This window comes from Acinetobacter sp. YH12049 (genome assembly GCF_013419875.1).
Classification (GTDB): domain Bacteria; phylum Pseudomonadota; class Gammaproteobacteria; order Pseudomonadales; family Moraxellaceae; genus Acinetobacter; species Acinetobacter amyesii.
The window spans coordinates 1-14,977 of record NZ_VOZH01000031.1 but is presented as its reverse complement, the minus strand read 5'-3'; the positions used below and the strand labels follow the sequence as shown (position 1 = coordinate 14,977).

Sequence of the window (14,977 nt, the reverse complement as noted above, 5' to 3'; positions counted from 1 at the left end):
AATGGCTCAATTCTTTATTCATCGCCCCATTTTTGCGTGGGTGATTGCATTGGTGATTATGTTGGCGGGTGTACTCACGCTATCTAATATGCCAATTGCACAGTATCCGACCATTGCGCCGCCAACGGTTTCAATCTCTGCGACTTACCCTGGTGCGTCTGCAGAAACAGTTGAAAACACCGTAACCCAAATCATTGAACAACAAATGAATGGTTTGGATGGCTTACGTTATATTTCGTCAAACAGTGCGGGTAACGGTCAAGCATCTATTACATTGAACTTTGAACAAGGGATCGATCCAGATATCGCCCAAGTTCAAGTCCAAAACAAACTCCAGTCTGCGACAGCGCTATTACCTGAAGACGTACAACGTCAAGGTGTAAAAGTCACCAAATCTGGCGCAAGCTTCCTACAAGTTGTAGCATTCCACTCACCATCAGGTAAGTTGACTGCGGACGACATTAAGGACTATGTAAACTCGAATATTTCTGAACCTCTCAGCCGTGTGGCAGGTGTAGGTGAAGTCCAAGTATTTGGTGGTTCTTATGCGATGCGTATTTGGCTAGATCCAGCCAAAATGGCAAACCTGAAAGTTACACCGAGTGATGTGGCTGCGGCTATCCGTACACAGAATGCTCAGGTTGCTGTTGGTCAGTTAGGCGGTGCGCCTGCAACTGAAGGTCAAATACTGAACGCGACAGTTACAGCACAAAGTTTGTTGCAAACACCAGAGCAGTTTAAAAACATTTTCCTGCGTAACAGTAGTGATGGTGCTCAGGTACGTTTAGGTGATGTTGCACGTGTTGAATTAGGTGCTGACAACTATCAGTTCGACTCTAAGTTCAACAACAAACCTGCTGGTGGTGTAGCGATCAAACTAGCAACTGGTGCAAACGCATTAGATACAGCCGAAGCTGTTGAAGCACGTTTAAAAGAACTACGTCCAAACTACCCTGAAGGTTTAGAAGACACGCTTTCATTTGATACGACTCCATTCATTAAGTTATCGATTGAAAGTGTTGTACATACCCTTGTAGAAGCCGTGATTCTCGTATTCTTTGTGATGTTCTTGTTCTTACAGAACTGGCGCGCAACGATTATTCCGACATTGGCTGTACCTGTAGTGGTATTGGGTACTTTTGCTGTCATTAACATGTTTGGTTTCTCGATCAACACACTCACCATGTTCGCGATGGTACTGGCGATTGGTCTCCTCGTGGATGATGCTATTGTTGTCGTAGAGAACGTTGAACGTGTCATGGTTGAAGATCATCTTGACCCAGTGACTGCAACTGAAATCTCAATGAAACAGATCTCGGGTGCCTTAATCGGTATTACCTCTGTGTTAACCGCTGTATTCGTGCCGATGGCATTTTTCGGTGGTACAACAGGTGTAATTTATCGTCAGTTCTCAATCACGCTGGTAACAGCAATGATTCTGTCATTGATTGTGGCATTGACCTTTACCCCTGCCCTATGTGCGACCATGTTGAAACAACATGATCCAAACAAACCTGAAAGCAACAATATCTTTGCCCGTTTCTTCCGTTGGTTTAACAGCTCTTTTGATAAAGTTGCGCATAAATACCAAGGCGGCGTGAACTTCATGACACACCACAAGATTTTCTCTGGTGTGATTTATGCAGTTGTAATCGGCTTATTAGTGCTTTTATTCCAAAAGTTACCATCATCATTCTTACCTGAAGAAGACCAAGGTGTTGTAATGACACTGGTACAGTTACCACCGAATGCCTCACTTGAGCGTACGGATAAAACTGTCACTGCAATGACCGATTACTTCCTGAAAAACGAAGAAAAATATGTCGATTCTGTATTCAGTGTTGCCGGCTTCTCGTTCACAGGTGTGGGTCAAAACGCAGGTCTTGCTTTCGTCAAGTTAAAAGATTGGGAAGATCGTACATCACCTGAATCTCAAGTGGGTGCGATTATTCAACGTGGTATGGCATTGAACATGATCGTGAAGGATGCTTCATACATCATGCCAATCCAATTACCAGCAATGCCTGAATTGGGTGTAACTGCCGGCTTCAACTTGCAGTTAAAAGCTTCTGCAGGTCAAACCCATCAACAACTTATCGATGCCCGTAATATGGTGCTCGGTATGGCTGCTCAAGATAAACGCCTCATGGGTGTTCGTCCTAACGGCCAAGAAGATACGCCACAGTACAAAATCACGATTGACCAAGCTCAAGCCGGTGCTATGGGTGTCAGCATTGCTGAAATCAATACCACAATGGGTATGGCATGGGGTGGTTCTTACATCAACGACTTCGTTGACCGTGGTCGTGTGAAGAAAGTCTATGTACAGGGTGAAGCTGCGGCACGTATGATGCCTGAAGACCTGAGCCAGTGGTATGTTCGTAACAACCAAGGCACAATGGTTCCATTCTCGACCTTCGCTACTGGTGAATGGACTTATGGTTCACCACGTCTTGAACGTTATAACGGTATCGCATCTGTGAACATTCAAGGTTCACCGGGTGTGGGTGTAAGTTCGGGCGACGCGATGAAAGCGATGGAAGAAATTGTACAAAAACTTCCTTCGATGGGCGTTCAAGGCTTTGACTATGAATGGACGGGTTTATCTCTAGAAGAACGTGAGTCTGGCGCACAAGCACCATTCCTATACGCACTTTCATTGTTAATCGTCTTCCTATGTCTTGCTGCCTTGTATGAAAGCTGGTCTATTCCGTTCTCAGTATTACTGGTTGTACCATTAGGTGTATTGGGTGCGTTATTACTGACTTTCCTTGGAATGGTGTTCTTCAAAAATCCAAACTTGGCGAATAACATTTACTTCCAGGTGGCTATTATTGCCGTCATTGGTTTGTCCGCGAAGAATGCGATCTTGATCGTAGAATTTGCCAAAGAACTTCAAGAAAAAGGTGAAGATCTGTTTGACGCAACTTTGCATGCCGCTAAAATGCGTCTACGTCCAATTATCATGACCACTTTAGCCTTTGGTTTTGGTGTACTTCCGCTTGCGCTTTCTTCGGGTGCAGGTGCAGGTAGCCAGCACTCTGTAGGGTATGGTGTATTGGGTGGCGTAATCAGTTCTACCCTACTTGGTATCTTCTTTATTCCTGTATTCTACGTATGGATCCGAAGTATCTTTAAGTACAAACCAAAACAACAAAATAATCAGGAGCATTTATCGTGATGCAAAATGTATGGTCTATTGCAGGTCGTAGCATTGCGGTTTCTTCACTTGCGCTTGCTTTGGCTGCCTGCCAAAGCATGCGTGGTCCAGAGCCGGTTGTTCAGACCAATATCCCCGAAAGCTACACAGCAAGTGCTTCTGGCACTTCTGTGGCTGAGCAAGGATATAAAGATTTCTTTGCTGACCAACGTCTGGTACAAGTTCTTGACTTAGCTTTAGCCAATAACCGTGACCTACGTACGGCTGCTTTAAATATTGAACGTGCACAGCAACAGTATCAAATCACTGCCAATGGTCAATTACCAACCATTGGTGCAAGTGGTAGTGTACTTCGTCAAGACACGTTGAATACGCAAAAGCCTGTAACTTCTTACAATGTCGGTTTAGGTGTCACTGCCTATGAACTTGATTTTTGGGGTCGTGTACGTAGCTTAAAAGACAATGCTTTAGACAGTTACCTTGCAACTGCAAGTGCCCGTGATGCAACACAAATTGCGTTGATCGGTCAAGTCGCTCAAGCATGGTTAAACTATGCATACGCTAACTCAAACTTGAAGCTTGCGGATCAAACCTTAAAGGCTCAGCTTGAATCTTATAATCTCAACAAAAAGCGTTTTGATGTCGGTATCGACAGTGAAGTTCCTGTTCGTCAGGCTCAAATTTCTGTAGAAACTGCACGTAATGATGTTGCAAACTACAAGACTCAAATTGCTCAAGCACAAAACTTATTGAACCTATTAGTGGGTCAACAAGTGCCTGCGAACTTGCTGCCGAACCAACGTGTCAATCGAATTACTTCGACCAATACTATTGGTTCAGGTATTCCAAGTGATTTGTTGAACAACCGTCCAGATGTCCGTGCAGCTGAATACAAACTGTCTGCCGCTGGTGCGAACATTGGTGCAGCTAAAGCACGTCTGTTCCCTACGATTAGTCTGACAGGTTCTGCGGGTTATGCTTCAACGGACTTAGGTGATCTATTTAAATCAGGCAACTTTGTATGGTCTGCTGGCCCTAGCCTAGATATTCCAATCTTCGACTGGGGTACACGTCAGGCCAATATTAAAGTTTCTGAAACTGACCAGAAAATTGCATTGTCTGATTATGAAAAATCAGTTCAGTCAGCTTTCCGTGAAGTGAATGATGCGCTTGCAGTTCGCCAAAACATTGGTGACCGTATTGCAGCACAGCGCCGTTTAGTTGATGCAACCAATACAACCTACAAACTGTCAAATGCCCGCTTCCGTGCTGGTATTGATAGCTACTTAACTGTACTTGATGCGCAGCGTGCATCTTATGCAGCTGAGCAAGGTTTGTTGTTGCTTGAACAAGCAAATCTCAACAATCAAGTTGAATTGTATAAAACACTTGGTGGTGGTATCAAAGCCAACACTTCTGATGCTGTGCAATACCAACCTTCTACTGCCGAACGTAAAGCAGCATCAAAACAATAATTTGATTTAGCCTAGCCAGTTATATTTGAAAAGCTCACTTCGGTGGGCTTTTTCATTTTTAGATCGGAGCTACAAAATAAAAATGAACATATTGCTTTTTGCTGAAGAGTTTCCTATCTTCAATTCACCTTTTTATATTGATAACTAAAAATGCTTTTAAGTAATCTTGAATCTGTTCCGGGTCATACCATTACACAACAACTTGATGTCGTTTATGGCAGTACTGTCCGCAGTAAACATGTTGGTCGTGACTTTATGGCTGGCCTAAAAAATATCGTGGGTGGTGAACTCAAAGGTTATACAGAACTACTCGAAGAATCCCGTCAAGAAGCTATGAGCCGTATGATTGATAAAGCACGTGCCTTAGGCGCGAATGCTGTCGTCGGCATCCGTTTTTCAACCTCAAATATTGCTCAAGGCGCCTCTGAATTATTTGTGTATGGCACGGCTGTTCGCGTAGAAGCCAACTCAGCAAAACTCCCAGACCCATTTCCAACTCAGGACTAAGTCATGGATGCCTTTATTTTTAAAGTCCTGATCTTTGTGGCGCTTTTTTGTATTGGCTGGGGCTTCGGTCGCCATATCGAACAAAAACATCTCAAAGAACTCGAAGCTCAAGAAAAACGTTTAGCGCATATTCAAATAGACAACAACCGTTTTAAAACTACTGAACATTTCGGACAGCTGATTTCGAGTAATGTAGTGATTTCACATGATTATTTTAAATATGTGATTGCCAATATTCAGAACTTCTTTGGCGGACGTTTAACCAGTTATGAAAGCATCGTCGATCGGGCACGTCGTGAAGCCGTGGTGCGTTTAAAGCAAGAAGCTGAAAAGATGGGCGCAACGCAAATTATGGGCCTGCGTTTAAGCACCACTGAGTTGGGTATGCAAGGCGGCATGGTCGAAGTCTTTGCGTATGGAACAGCAATTCAAAAGAGAGACATCTGATCTCTCTACTTCTCCCCAATTCATTTTTACTATTTAATTTACTTTACACAATGTGTTTTCAAACTCTTCATAACTCACATTTTCATTGCGACAAACTTTAAAGCAAACTTCATTAAATTTCTTTTCATCAATATTTGGATCATGATAACTAAATGCAACATCTCCAGCATAAGCACGTGCCAGATCTTGCACCACAATGTCAGCTTTACATCCATATAAAGTTGGACATGCCTCTAATGTTCCTTCGTAATACTCTTTACACTGAGTCGCTTCGACATCCACCTTATTGTGTTTTTGCATCGACACATTTAAACCATTTTCATTCATTAGAAGAAAATATTGAAGTTTTCTAAATGGTTTTAAGTCAATCTCGAGTCCCGAATGATTGATACGAGCCAATTGATCTTTGTAAGAATTATGATCATCTGAGATTAACTCTGCATTACCAGCTTTGTCGATTTTGATAAAGCTATAGTTGACAGGCATATATGCGCCACTCCCCTTATGTGCAATCACTTCGACCAAATGATCTTTCGCAATAAATGCGCCCGTAAATACAGTCGATTCAACACTGGTCAGCAACTTATCTTTCACTAAAACACAATATCCAAAACATTGATCTTTGAATCTAGCCTGATCGCCTTTAAAATCATCAACAGGATGAAATTCAGCTCGCCATTTAAAATCACCAATTTTATTCGAGCTATAAGGTAATTTATCAACATCTGAATCTTGAGGATTTTGACTGTAATACTCAGACTTCAATAATCCTTGTTCATCAAACAGTGCTTCGATCGGTAACCACCCCTCATTTGGTCCTCGCATAACAACTTCTGCACTCGCCGCTTCAACTTTAGGCTCAATCTCAACAGATTCAGTAACGGGTTCTGATACAGTTCCTATTTCTTTTTCAGGCTTTTCGAGCGTTGACTTCTGCTCAATTTTTTGAGTTTTCTGTTTAAAATAAAAATATGCCACTGTACCGATTGCACCAATGATTGCGCACAAAATGATGGCTATTCCCCATTTGTTAAAATTATTCTTTTTCATTTCTTATAATCTCGTTACTCATTAAAAAAGTCACTCTTAAAAGTGACTTTTAAACAATTTAAACTTGATAAAACTTACTTCACTTTGGTTTTACGAATCATTTTATATAACGTTGTCGGTGATAATCGAGATACCCAAACACCGAGCTTTTCTTTAGAACCACCCACCACGATGTATTCTTCCCCACGTTGCAAAGATTGCACCACCGTTTCGGCAAACTCATTAGCCTCTAGACCATTTTCAATGGCTTCATCCTGATGCCCTTGTGGCTTGCCTGCACCATTGAGTGCATTAAATGAAACATTGGTTTTGACAAATCCGGGGAATATCACCGATACGCCCACCCCTTGATCCGCCACTTCTGCACGTAGACTGTTCGCCCACATATGAATGGCAGCTTTTGCAGCAGAATAGGTCGCGCGGTATTGTGTTCCTAATAAGCCTGCAACACTTGAAACAAAAGCAATTCGACCCGACTTTTGCGCTAAAAAAGTCGGTAAAACGGTTTTAGTCAAATAGACTTGAGAAAAATAATCTACTTCCATGATGGCACGTTCAGTTTGCATAGTCGTATCCGTAATCAATGCACGCTGACTCAATCCCGCATTATTGATTAGCCAATCAATTCGGCCTTTATGCGCAAGGACTTGTTCATAAGCATGGCGAACTTGTTCTTCATTGGTAATGTCTGCACACACTGAAAGATGCTGATCTGGATGTAATAATGAAACACGGACTTTTTCCAACTCTTCAAATCGACGTGCGGTCAAAATGACCTGCGCCCCTTGCAAAGCACATTCTTTTGCTAAAGCTTCACCCAAACCTGAAGATGCCCCAGTAATCCACACCACTTTTCCATTCAAATCATCTCGTTTTGCCATTTTGACATCCTTTTAAATAACTAATTTATTCATTTATATGTATTTTATGCTTTATGTAGTACAGGCTCATTGCTCAAAAACACCATAAAATGGTCAAAGTACTGACTCATCGATTGTGCATCATAAATTTTGCCGAGTTTATCAAAACGTTTATAACCGAGTTGCGTGGTGAGATTGATGACACCGGTTAAAGTTTTATCCACCACCATATTAAATTTCAGCATTTTTTTTGGTTCTCGCACCAAATGCGTCACCCCTGCATCGACCACTTGCGTGAATGCTTTCAACGCGAGCGGCACATATTGGTTTTGCCCGTCTTTCATCTGACTGACAAAGCCTAGCAAGTCATTCGCTAGAGAGGCATCGATCGGGTAATGCATAAAATGCTGACCATCTTCGCTATAAAAACGTCCATATAAATAATTCACCATCGGTACAAGGCGGTCATTGCCGAAAAAAGACACCGACCACGGCATATATTTACGGGTCGTTTCACGTATTTGCTGAATAATTTTTTCGGATTCATTGTCTCCAGACTTATTCATGCGCGCCATTTGGCCAAAAACTTGATCTAAAATTTCACATGCAATATCCGCTAAATTATCCCCTAAGGCTTTGGACTGACTTTCTATTTCACCTGCATTGAGTTTTTGATGAATTGTCTCAAAACGTTGATATGTCGTAGGTTGAATCTTTAAAGAAATAGAATAAGTCATTTGATATTGCTCCTTTTATCTTAGTTTTGGGATCAATGGGTACTTCTTATCTTAGGTCCTATCATACGGACTCTTTTATTTACTGCCAAATCCTAAAAGTTAACATTCGCCCAACATCCCTAATTCACCATTTTTTTTGCTACAATAGATCTAATTTTTTATCCACTTTTGATCTGTTTAGACTATGACTGATTCAGCGCAAAATATTGCTACGACCTACGATCCGACCGAGATCGAAAAAAAATGGTACAAGACTTGGGAAGAGAGAGGCTACTTCAAGCCATCTCAAAAAGGTGATTCATTCTGTATTATGATTCCGCCACCAAACGTCACTGGTAGCTTGCACATGGGTCATGGTTTCAACAATGCCATTATGGATGCGTTGACTCGTTATAACCGTATGTCTGGCAAAAATACCCTTTGGCAGCCGGGTACCGACCACGCAGGTATCGCAACGCAAATGGTTGTTGAACGTCAATTGGGTGCTGAAGGCATCAGCCGTCACGATCTTGGCCGTGAAAAGTTCATCGAAAAAGTGTGGGAATGGAAAGAACAATCTGGCGGTAACATTACCCGTCAAATTCGTCGTCTAGGCTCATCTGTAGACTGGTCACGTGAACGCTTCACCATGGATGAAGGTCTTTCAAATGCCGTTAAAGAAGTGTTTGTTAAGTTACATGAAGAAGGCTTGATTTACCGTGGTAAACGCCTCGTAAACTGGGACCCTAAACTACAAACTGCCCTTTCTGACCTAGAAGTTGAGTCTGATAAAGAAGAAGCAGGTTCACTTTGGCACTTCAAATACTTCTTTGAAGATAAGTCACTTCGTACCCACGATGGTAAAGATCACATCGTTGTTGCGACGACTCGTCCTGAAACATTGCTTGGCGATACAGCCGTTGCAGTTGCACTGGATGATGAACGCTATGCAGCGCTTGTAGGCAAAAACATCATCCTACCTATTACAGGCCGTGCTGTTCCTATCGTAAAAGACGAATATGTAGACAAAGAATTTGGTACAGGCTGTGTGAAAATCACCCCTGCGCACGACTTCAATGACTATGAAGTGGGCAAACGCTGTGAACTTCCAATCATCAACATCTTCAACAAAAATGCTGAAGTTCTTGCTGAGTTTGAATACATCGCGAAAGCGGGTGAGCAAATTTCTAAAACCATTCCTGCACCTGCGGACTACATTGGTTTAGAACGTTTTGAAGCACGTAAAAAATTGGTTGCTCAAGCGGAAGCTGAAGGCTGGTTAGACCAAATTCAACCATATACCTTGAAGCCACCTCGTGGTGACCGTTCAGGCGTGATCGTTGAGCCACTTCTAACAGACCAATGGTACGTAAAAATTGCACCACTTGCTGAGCCTGCAATTAAAGCGGTTAAAGATGGCGAGATCAAATTTGTACCTGAGCAATACAGCAACATGTACATGGCTTGGATGAACAACATTCAAGATTGGTGTATTTCGCGTCAATTATGGTGGGGTCACCGTATCCCTGCTTGGTACGATGCTGAAGGTAACGTATTTGTCGGTCGTGATGAAGCTGAAGTTCGTGCGAAAAATGGCATTGCGCCTGAAGTTGAATTAAAACAAGACGAAGATGTGCTTGATACATGGTTCTCTTCTGGTCTTTGGACATTCTCAACTTTAGGTTGGACTGGCGACGAAGCAAAAGATAAAGAAAACTATTTCTTAAATACTTTCCACCCAACTGATGTATTGGTCACTGGTTTCGACATTATCTTCTTCTGGGTTGCCCGCATGATCATGATGACCATGCACTTCATGAAAAATGAAGATGGCACACCGCAAGTTCCGTTCAAAACAGTGTACGTTCACGGTTTGGTACGTGATGGCGAAGGTCAGAAAATGTCTAAATCTAAGGGTAACGTACTTGACCCATTAGACTTGATTGACGGTGTTGATCTTGAAACTTTAGTACAAAAACGTACGACAGGTTTGATGAACCCGAAACAAGCAGCGAAGATTGAAAAATCAACCCGTAAAGAATTCCCTGAAGGTATTCAATCTTACGGCACGGACGCTGTACGTTTCACATTCTGTGCGCTTGCAAACACAGGTCGTGACATCAAGTTCGACATGAAACGTGTTGAAGGTTACCGTAACTTTGCCAACAAAATCTGGAACGCTACCCGTTTCGTGATGATGAACTGCGAAGAGCAAGTGATTGGTCAAGAAGTGCGTCAAGACCTTTGGGAATTGCCTGAACAGTGGATTGTTAGCCGTCTGCAAAAAGCGGAACAAGCGGTGCAAACAGCATTTGCGACTTACCGTTTAGACTTGGCTGCACAAGCGATTTACGAGTTCATTTGGAATGAATACTGTGACTGGTATGTAGAGCTGACTAAGCCAGTTCTCAATGACGAAAACGTATCAGTTGAGCGTAAAGCTGAAGTGCGTCGTGTTCTTCTTTCTGTGATGGAGGCATCGTTACGTTTGGCACATCCATTGATGCCTTACCTAACAGAAGAAATCTGGCAAACACTTGCGCCGAAACTCAACATCGTTGGCGAAACGATTATGTTGGCGCAGTACCCTGTTGCTGAGCAAGCACTCATTAACGACCAAGCTGAAGCTGATATGCAATGGCTTCAAGGTTTAATTGGTGCTGTACGTAACATCCGTGGTGAGATGGGTCTAGGTAATGCTCGCTTGTTGCCTGTTCTGCTTCAAAACACCACTGATGCTGAAAAAGCGCAAATCGCACGTATTGAACCGTTGTTTAAAGCATTAGCTAAAGTTGAAAGCATTACTTTCCTTGCTGACGGCGAACAACCGCCATTATCTTCTTCATCTGTTGTTGGTCATGTGTCTGTATTCGTTCCTATGAAGGGCTTAATTGACCCTAAAGCGGAATTGGGTCGTCTGCAAAAAGACTTAGACAAAGTGCAAAAACAGCATGATCAAATTGCCACTAAATTGGGCAATGAAGGTTTTGTGGCGAAAGCACCTGCTGCTGTGGTTGAAGGCGAGAAAGTAAAACTTGCTGAATTTGCTGATCAGTTGGCGAAGATTAAAGCGAATATGGAGCAGATTGCAGCGCTTTAATATTAGTATTTTTTAATAATAGACTTCAATTAAAGCCAGTTAATACATATTAACTGGCTTTATTAATTTAATATAAACAATAAAATCATTAACTTTTTATATTATATTTTTTAAAAATTTTAGTTTTAAACATTTTTAATCCCACTAAAATAACAGGAATATAAAAAATCACCTGTATAAGATCAAAAAAAACACATTCTACTTATGTTGACTTTAGATTATGTAGCCTAACTCTAGGAAAATTAATATAATTATCCTCTATGATAGGGTACACATATAAGTTATATCATGGAAATTGTAGCTAGAAAATTAAGTCCTCATGAAAGTTTTCCTAATGTAGGATATATAGAACCATTGTTCAAAATTGACTATAAAGGACGAATTGTCCGACTAGAACAACATGAACTAGATAAGAAAATCGAAGTACACCAATACAATGAAATAAATTCATATTTTCAAAAAGGTGCCTTATTTAAAATTGCGATACATGAAGATATAAGCGATAAAACTGGAAAAAAATTTATTGCTGATGGCCAAAATGCTATACGTTTAGTCGATAGCGTAGCTCATCTAATTTTGTCTGAATTACCAGACAGAAATGACAAAGAAATAATCCTTCCAACTGAAAATTTTCCAGGAACTAAAATAATTTTCTTAGTTAATGGAAGAGGTGAATGTTACGGTCCATTAGAATGGGAAATTAAAGATAAAGATAGTAAGGTTATTACTATTAAAAAAATTTCTACGCCTCTGGAAAATTTTAAATTACCTGAGGAATTTATTCATAAAATTAGTTTAAAAGATATTTTAGAATTTACAGTATATAACGAAGAAAAAAATGTCTACTTAGTAAACCAATTAACTGAATTAGGAGTATTTTTACAAGGATTAAAAGATTATCTTGACTATTCTTCAGATCAAGAAATTATTAGCTTTTTTACAAAAAAGTTAACTAAGCGAAATACACCTATTAATGAAATCACACCGCAACATTTAGCTAACTCTGTTAATAAACATATTTATTCCAAAGATTTAATACAACATAAAATAGATTTACTTAAAGAAATTAGCATTGAAGAAGAGCAAAATATTGAAAATATTTATCAAAATTTTGAAAACTTTTTCTTAACAGATAAAGGTAAGTATATTGTTGAAAATTATGTAAAAATTAATAAAAATGATTTTGAGAAAATTATTAATTTTGAAAAAGATAATGAATTTAGTGAACAATTAAAAGAAAAAGAAGCTAAGTTAAAATCTATACAGGATCGTATTGATCAGGCTAGATCCGAGTTACTTGCACAACAAAGCACAGAGTCTAAAGAAAAAACTTTAACTTTTGATCCTGTACTCATGGAAGAACTTGAAGAACTGCGAACAAAAGCAGATACAGCAAAGAATCTTCAACACATGCAATGGGAAAAAGAACGCTTAGAAAAAGAAATAGAGGAATTAAAAGATAAAAAGACTGATGCTACTGTTCAATTCTCGAAAATTAGCGATGATATTAAAATGCTAATGAATGATGCTAGAAGCAGTGCATTAGAATTTAAACTTTTTTGGGATCTTTATAGTAAAAAAGAAACGATTAAACATAATCTGGTAAATTTGCAATGCACACCTTCAAACGAAATATCAAAATTCAGTGAAAATCTTCTTAAAGCGCAAGAAGCTTGCATCGACTTTTTACATTATAAGATCACTAAAGACAGAAATTATTTTGTATCAAAATTAATGCTAGCTAATTTAATGATAGCTACCCAACAAACTTTTATTACTTTCCTTGCCGGTCCCCCAGGAGTTGGAAAAACATCTTTAGCTAAACACTTTTGTGAAAAACAGAATATTAAAAATCGTTTGCTTAATGTAGCAGTAGCTAGAGGATGGACTAGCCAAAGAGATTTAATAGGCTTTTATAATCCGTTGAATGAATGTTTCCAAGTATCAAATAGTGGTGTTTATAATTTTTTAGGCTCTATAAGTGAAGAAAAAATTGAAGATAATCAACCTAATGCATATATATTATTAGACGAAGCTAATCTTAGTCCTATAGAACATTATTGGTCATCATTTATGGGACAATCTGATTATAAATCTAAAGAAATTAATCTAGGTAACCAGGTGCTTAAGGTTCCAGATAATATTAGATTTATTGGTACTATTAATTATGATGAAACGACCGAAAAATTATCACCACGTATCTTAAATCGAGCTACTATTATTAACATCGATAATTCGCAATCTGAAGAAATTAGTAGTATTACAGAAGGATTACAAGATATTTATCCACTTACTTATAAGGATGCCGAATGGCTTTTCGGGAGATCTCAAAATCCAACTTTAAAGCCTCTTGAAGAAGAAGCATTAAAGAAAGTTATCAATATTTTAGAAATAAAAAAACATGATTTAGGCCGTCCTATCGTAGTAAGCCATAGAAAAAAAGAAGCTATCCAGCAATATTGTCATAAAGGCCGTAATTTATTAGAACTTTATACAGATAACCCATTAACTGCATTAGATTTAGCTATCAGACAGAATCTTTTACCTTTAATTTCAGGTTATGGCTATGGTCTCCAAAAGAGATTAAATGAATTACTTGATATATTGGATCAATTAAATTTAGACATCTCAACTTCTCACTTACGAGAAATGATTGAGTATGGAAACTTAGAAATGAACTCATATGATTTTTTCAATATTTAAGTAAATTATGATTAAAATTTTTATTAATGACATACCAAAAGATCTATCAAGATCTTTTGGTGATGTAATAAATATTTCTGAACTGGATCAAATATTATTTCAATTTGACTGTGAAGGTGAACCACCTAAAGTTTATATTGAAGATTACGAAGTATTGCTTGAAGGAAAAAATAATTTATATTTTTCAGATAGATATCAATTTTTTAGAGAAAGCTTTGGTATAAGCTATTTACGTATATATTATAAAGATGAATTATTTGAATTTGCATTCAATGTATTAGCTGAAAAAGTGACTAGTGAACAAGCTGAGTCAATTATTGAATACGTTTTTACAAAAAATCCTAATTTACTTAAAGTTAGTTTTTCCCGTACTACTACTGAAAAATCATTAGTAAAAGATGAAAGCACTCATTTCTGTCAACGGCATTCTAAAATTGACCCCTTTTACCTTACAAATGGCAAAGTAAAATTGACCCCTTTGATCTCGTATTAAGTTTCAACCTGGGGCTGAATCCCAATTCTTTTTTTATCCTTCAAACGATAACTCTCACCCGATATCTGTACCACATGACAGTGATGTAATAGCCGATCTAACATCGCAGCGGTCAACGTAACATCATCCGCAAATGACTTAGACCATTGGCTAAAGGGTAAGTTACTCGTCAATATCGTACTGCCTTTTTCATAACGCTTGGCAATCACATTAAAGAACAAATTCGCTTCTTCACGTCCAAACGGTAAATAACCAATTTCATCGATAATCAGTAACTTTGGTCCCAGTACCGCACGTTGCATATAGGTTTTCAGTTTACCTTGCTGATAGGCTGTACTCAGTTGCAGCATGAGATCGGCGGCGGTAATGAACTTGATCTTAATGTTGTTCATGATGGCCTTATAGCCTAATGCCATAGATAAGTGCGTTTTTCCTACTCCGCTAGCCCCGAGAAACACCACATTTT

At 39.3% G+C, this 14,977-nt stretch carries 10 protein-coding genes and 1 pseudogene; 7 read left to right on the top strand and 4 right to left on the bottom strand.

The features are described from left to right. The first annotated feature begins 1 nt into the window (after nucleotide 1). The 4 genes from FTU05_RS13310 (at nucleotide 2) to FTU05_RS13295 (ending at nucleotide 5,589) form a co-directional block, all read left to right on the top strand. On the top strand, nucleotides 2–3,181 hold the full coding sequence (locus tag FTU05_RS13310) for an efflux RND transporter permease subunit (RefSeq protein ID WP_180165679.1): 3,180 nt from the start codon (nucleotides 2–4) through the stop codon (nucleotides 3,179–3,181). Then, on the top strand, nucleotides 3,181–4,635 hold the full coding sequence (gene adeK, locus FTU05_RS13305; protein WP_180165697.1) for a multidrug efflux RND transporter AdeIJK outer membrane channel subunit AdeK: 1,455 nt from the start codon (nucleotides 3,181–3,183) through the stop codon (nucleotides 4,633–4,635). Before FTU05_RS13310 ends, adeK begins: the two co-directional genes overlap by 1 nt. 150 nt (nucleotides 4,636–4,785) lie before the next feature. Beyond that, on the top strand, nucleotides 4,786–5,142 hold the full coding sequence (locus FTU05_RS13300) for a YbjQ family protein (protein ID WP_078192212.1): 357 nt from the start codon (nucleotides 4,786–4,788) through the stop codon (nucleotides 5,140–5,142). Between the two features lie 3 nt (nucleotides 5,143–5,145). Beyond that, the gene (locus FTU05_RS13295) at nucleotides 5,146–5,589 is read left to right on the top strand and encodes a YbjQ family protein (RefSeq protein WP_168378127.1); all 444 of its coding nucleotides are present in this window, start codon (nucleotides 5,146–5,148) and stop codon (nucleotides 5,587–5,589) included. A gap of 33 nt (nucleotides 5,590–5,622) precedes the next feature. On the opposite strand, the gene FTU05_RS13290 is transcribed toward FTU05_RS13295, so the two are convergent. The 3 genes from FTU05_RS13290 to FTU05_RS13280 form a co-directional block, all read right to left on the bottom strand. Then, the gene (locus FTU05_RS13290; RefSeq protein WP_180165677.1) at nucleotides 5,623–6,639 is read right to left on the bottom strand and encodes a hypothetical protein; all 1,017 of its coding nucleotides are present in this window, start codon (nucleotides 6,637–6,639) and stop codon (nucleotides 5,623–5,625) included. A 74-nt stretch (nucleotides 6,640–6,713) separates the two neighbouring features. Further along, the gene (locus FTU05_RS13285; protein WP_078191399.1) at nucleotides 6,714–7,520 is read right to left on the bottom strand and encodes an SDR family oxidoreductase; all 807 of its coding nucleotides are present in this window, start codon (nucleotides 7,518–7,520) and stop codon (nucleotides 6,714–6,716) included. Between the two features lie 44 nt (nucleotides 7,521–7,564). Then, nucleotides 7,565–8,236 carry a hypothetical protein gene (locus tag FTU05_RS13280; RefSeq protein ID WP_180165675.1) on the bottom strand — a complete coding sequence of 224 codons (672 nt, stop codon included), beginning with the start codon at nucleotides 8,234–8,236 and terminating at the stop codon, nucleotides 7,565–7,567. A 184-nt stretch (nucleotides 8,237–8,420) separates the two neighbouring features. Here FTU05_RS13280 and FTU05_RS13275 point away from each other — a divergent pair, with 184 nt between their 5' ends. The 3 genes from FTU05_RS13275 (at nucleotide 8,421) to FTU05_RS13265 (ending at nucleotide 14,511) form a co-directional block, all read left to right on the top strand. Further along, entirely contained in the window at nucleotides 8,421–11,315 is a 2,895-nt protein-coding gene (locus FTU05_RS13275; protein WP_180165673.1) for a valine--tRNA ligase, read from the top strand. 288 nt (nucleotides 11,316–11,603) lie between these two features. After that, nucleotides 11,604–14,018: an AAA family ATPase gene (locus FTU05_RS13270; RefSeq protein ID WP_180165671.1), complete on the top strand. Its 2,415-nt coding sequence runs from the start codon at nucleotides 11,604–11,606 to the stop codon at nucleotides 14,016–14,018. A gap of 7 nt (nucleotides 14,019–14,025) precedes the next feature. After that, a complete protein-coding gene (locus tag FTU05_RS13265) occupies nucleotides 14,026–14,511 on the top strand; it encodes a hypothetical protein (protein ID WP_180165668.1) in 486 nt (161 codons plus the stop codon). Here the strand turns inward: FTU05_RS13265 and istB are convergent. Continuing rightward, nucleotides 14,508–14,977: pseudogene (gene istB, locus FTU05_RS13260) on the bottom strand (IS21-like element ISAba8 family helper ATPase IstB); the annotation flags it as partial. The gene FTU05_RS13265 and the pseudogene istB overlap by 4 nt on opposite strands.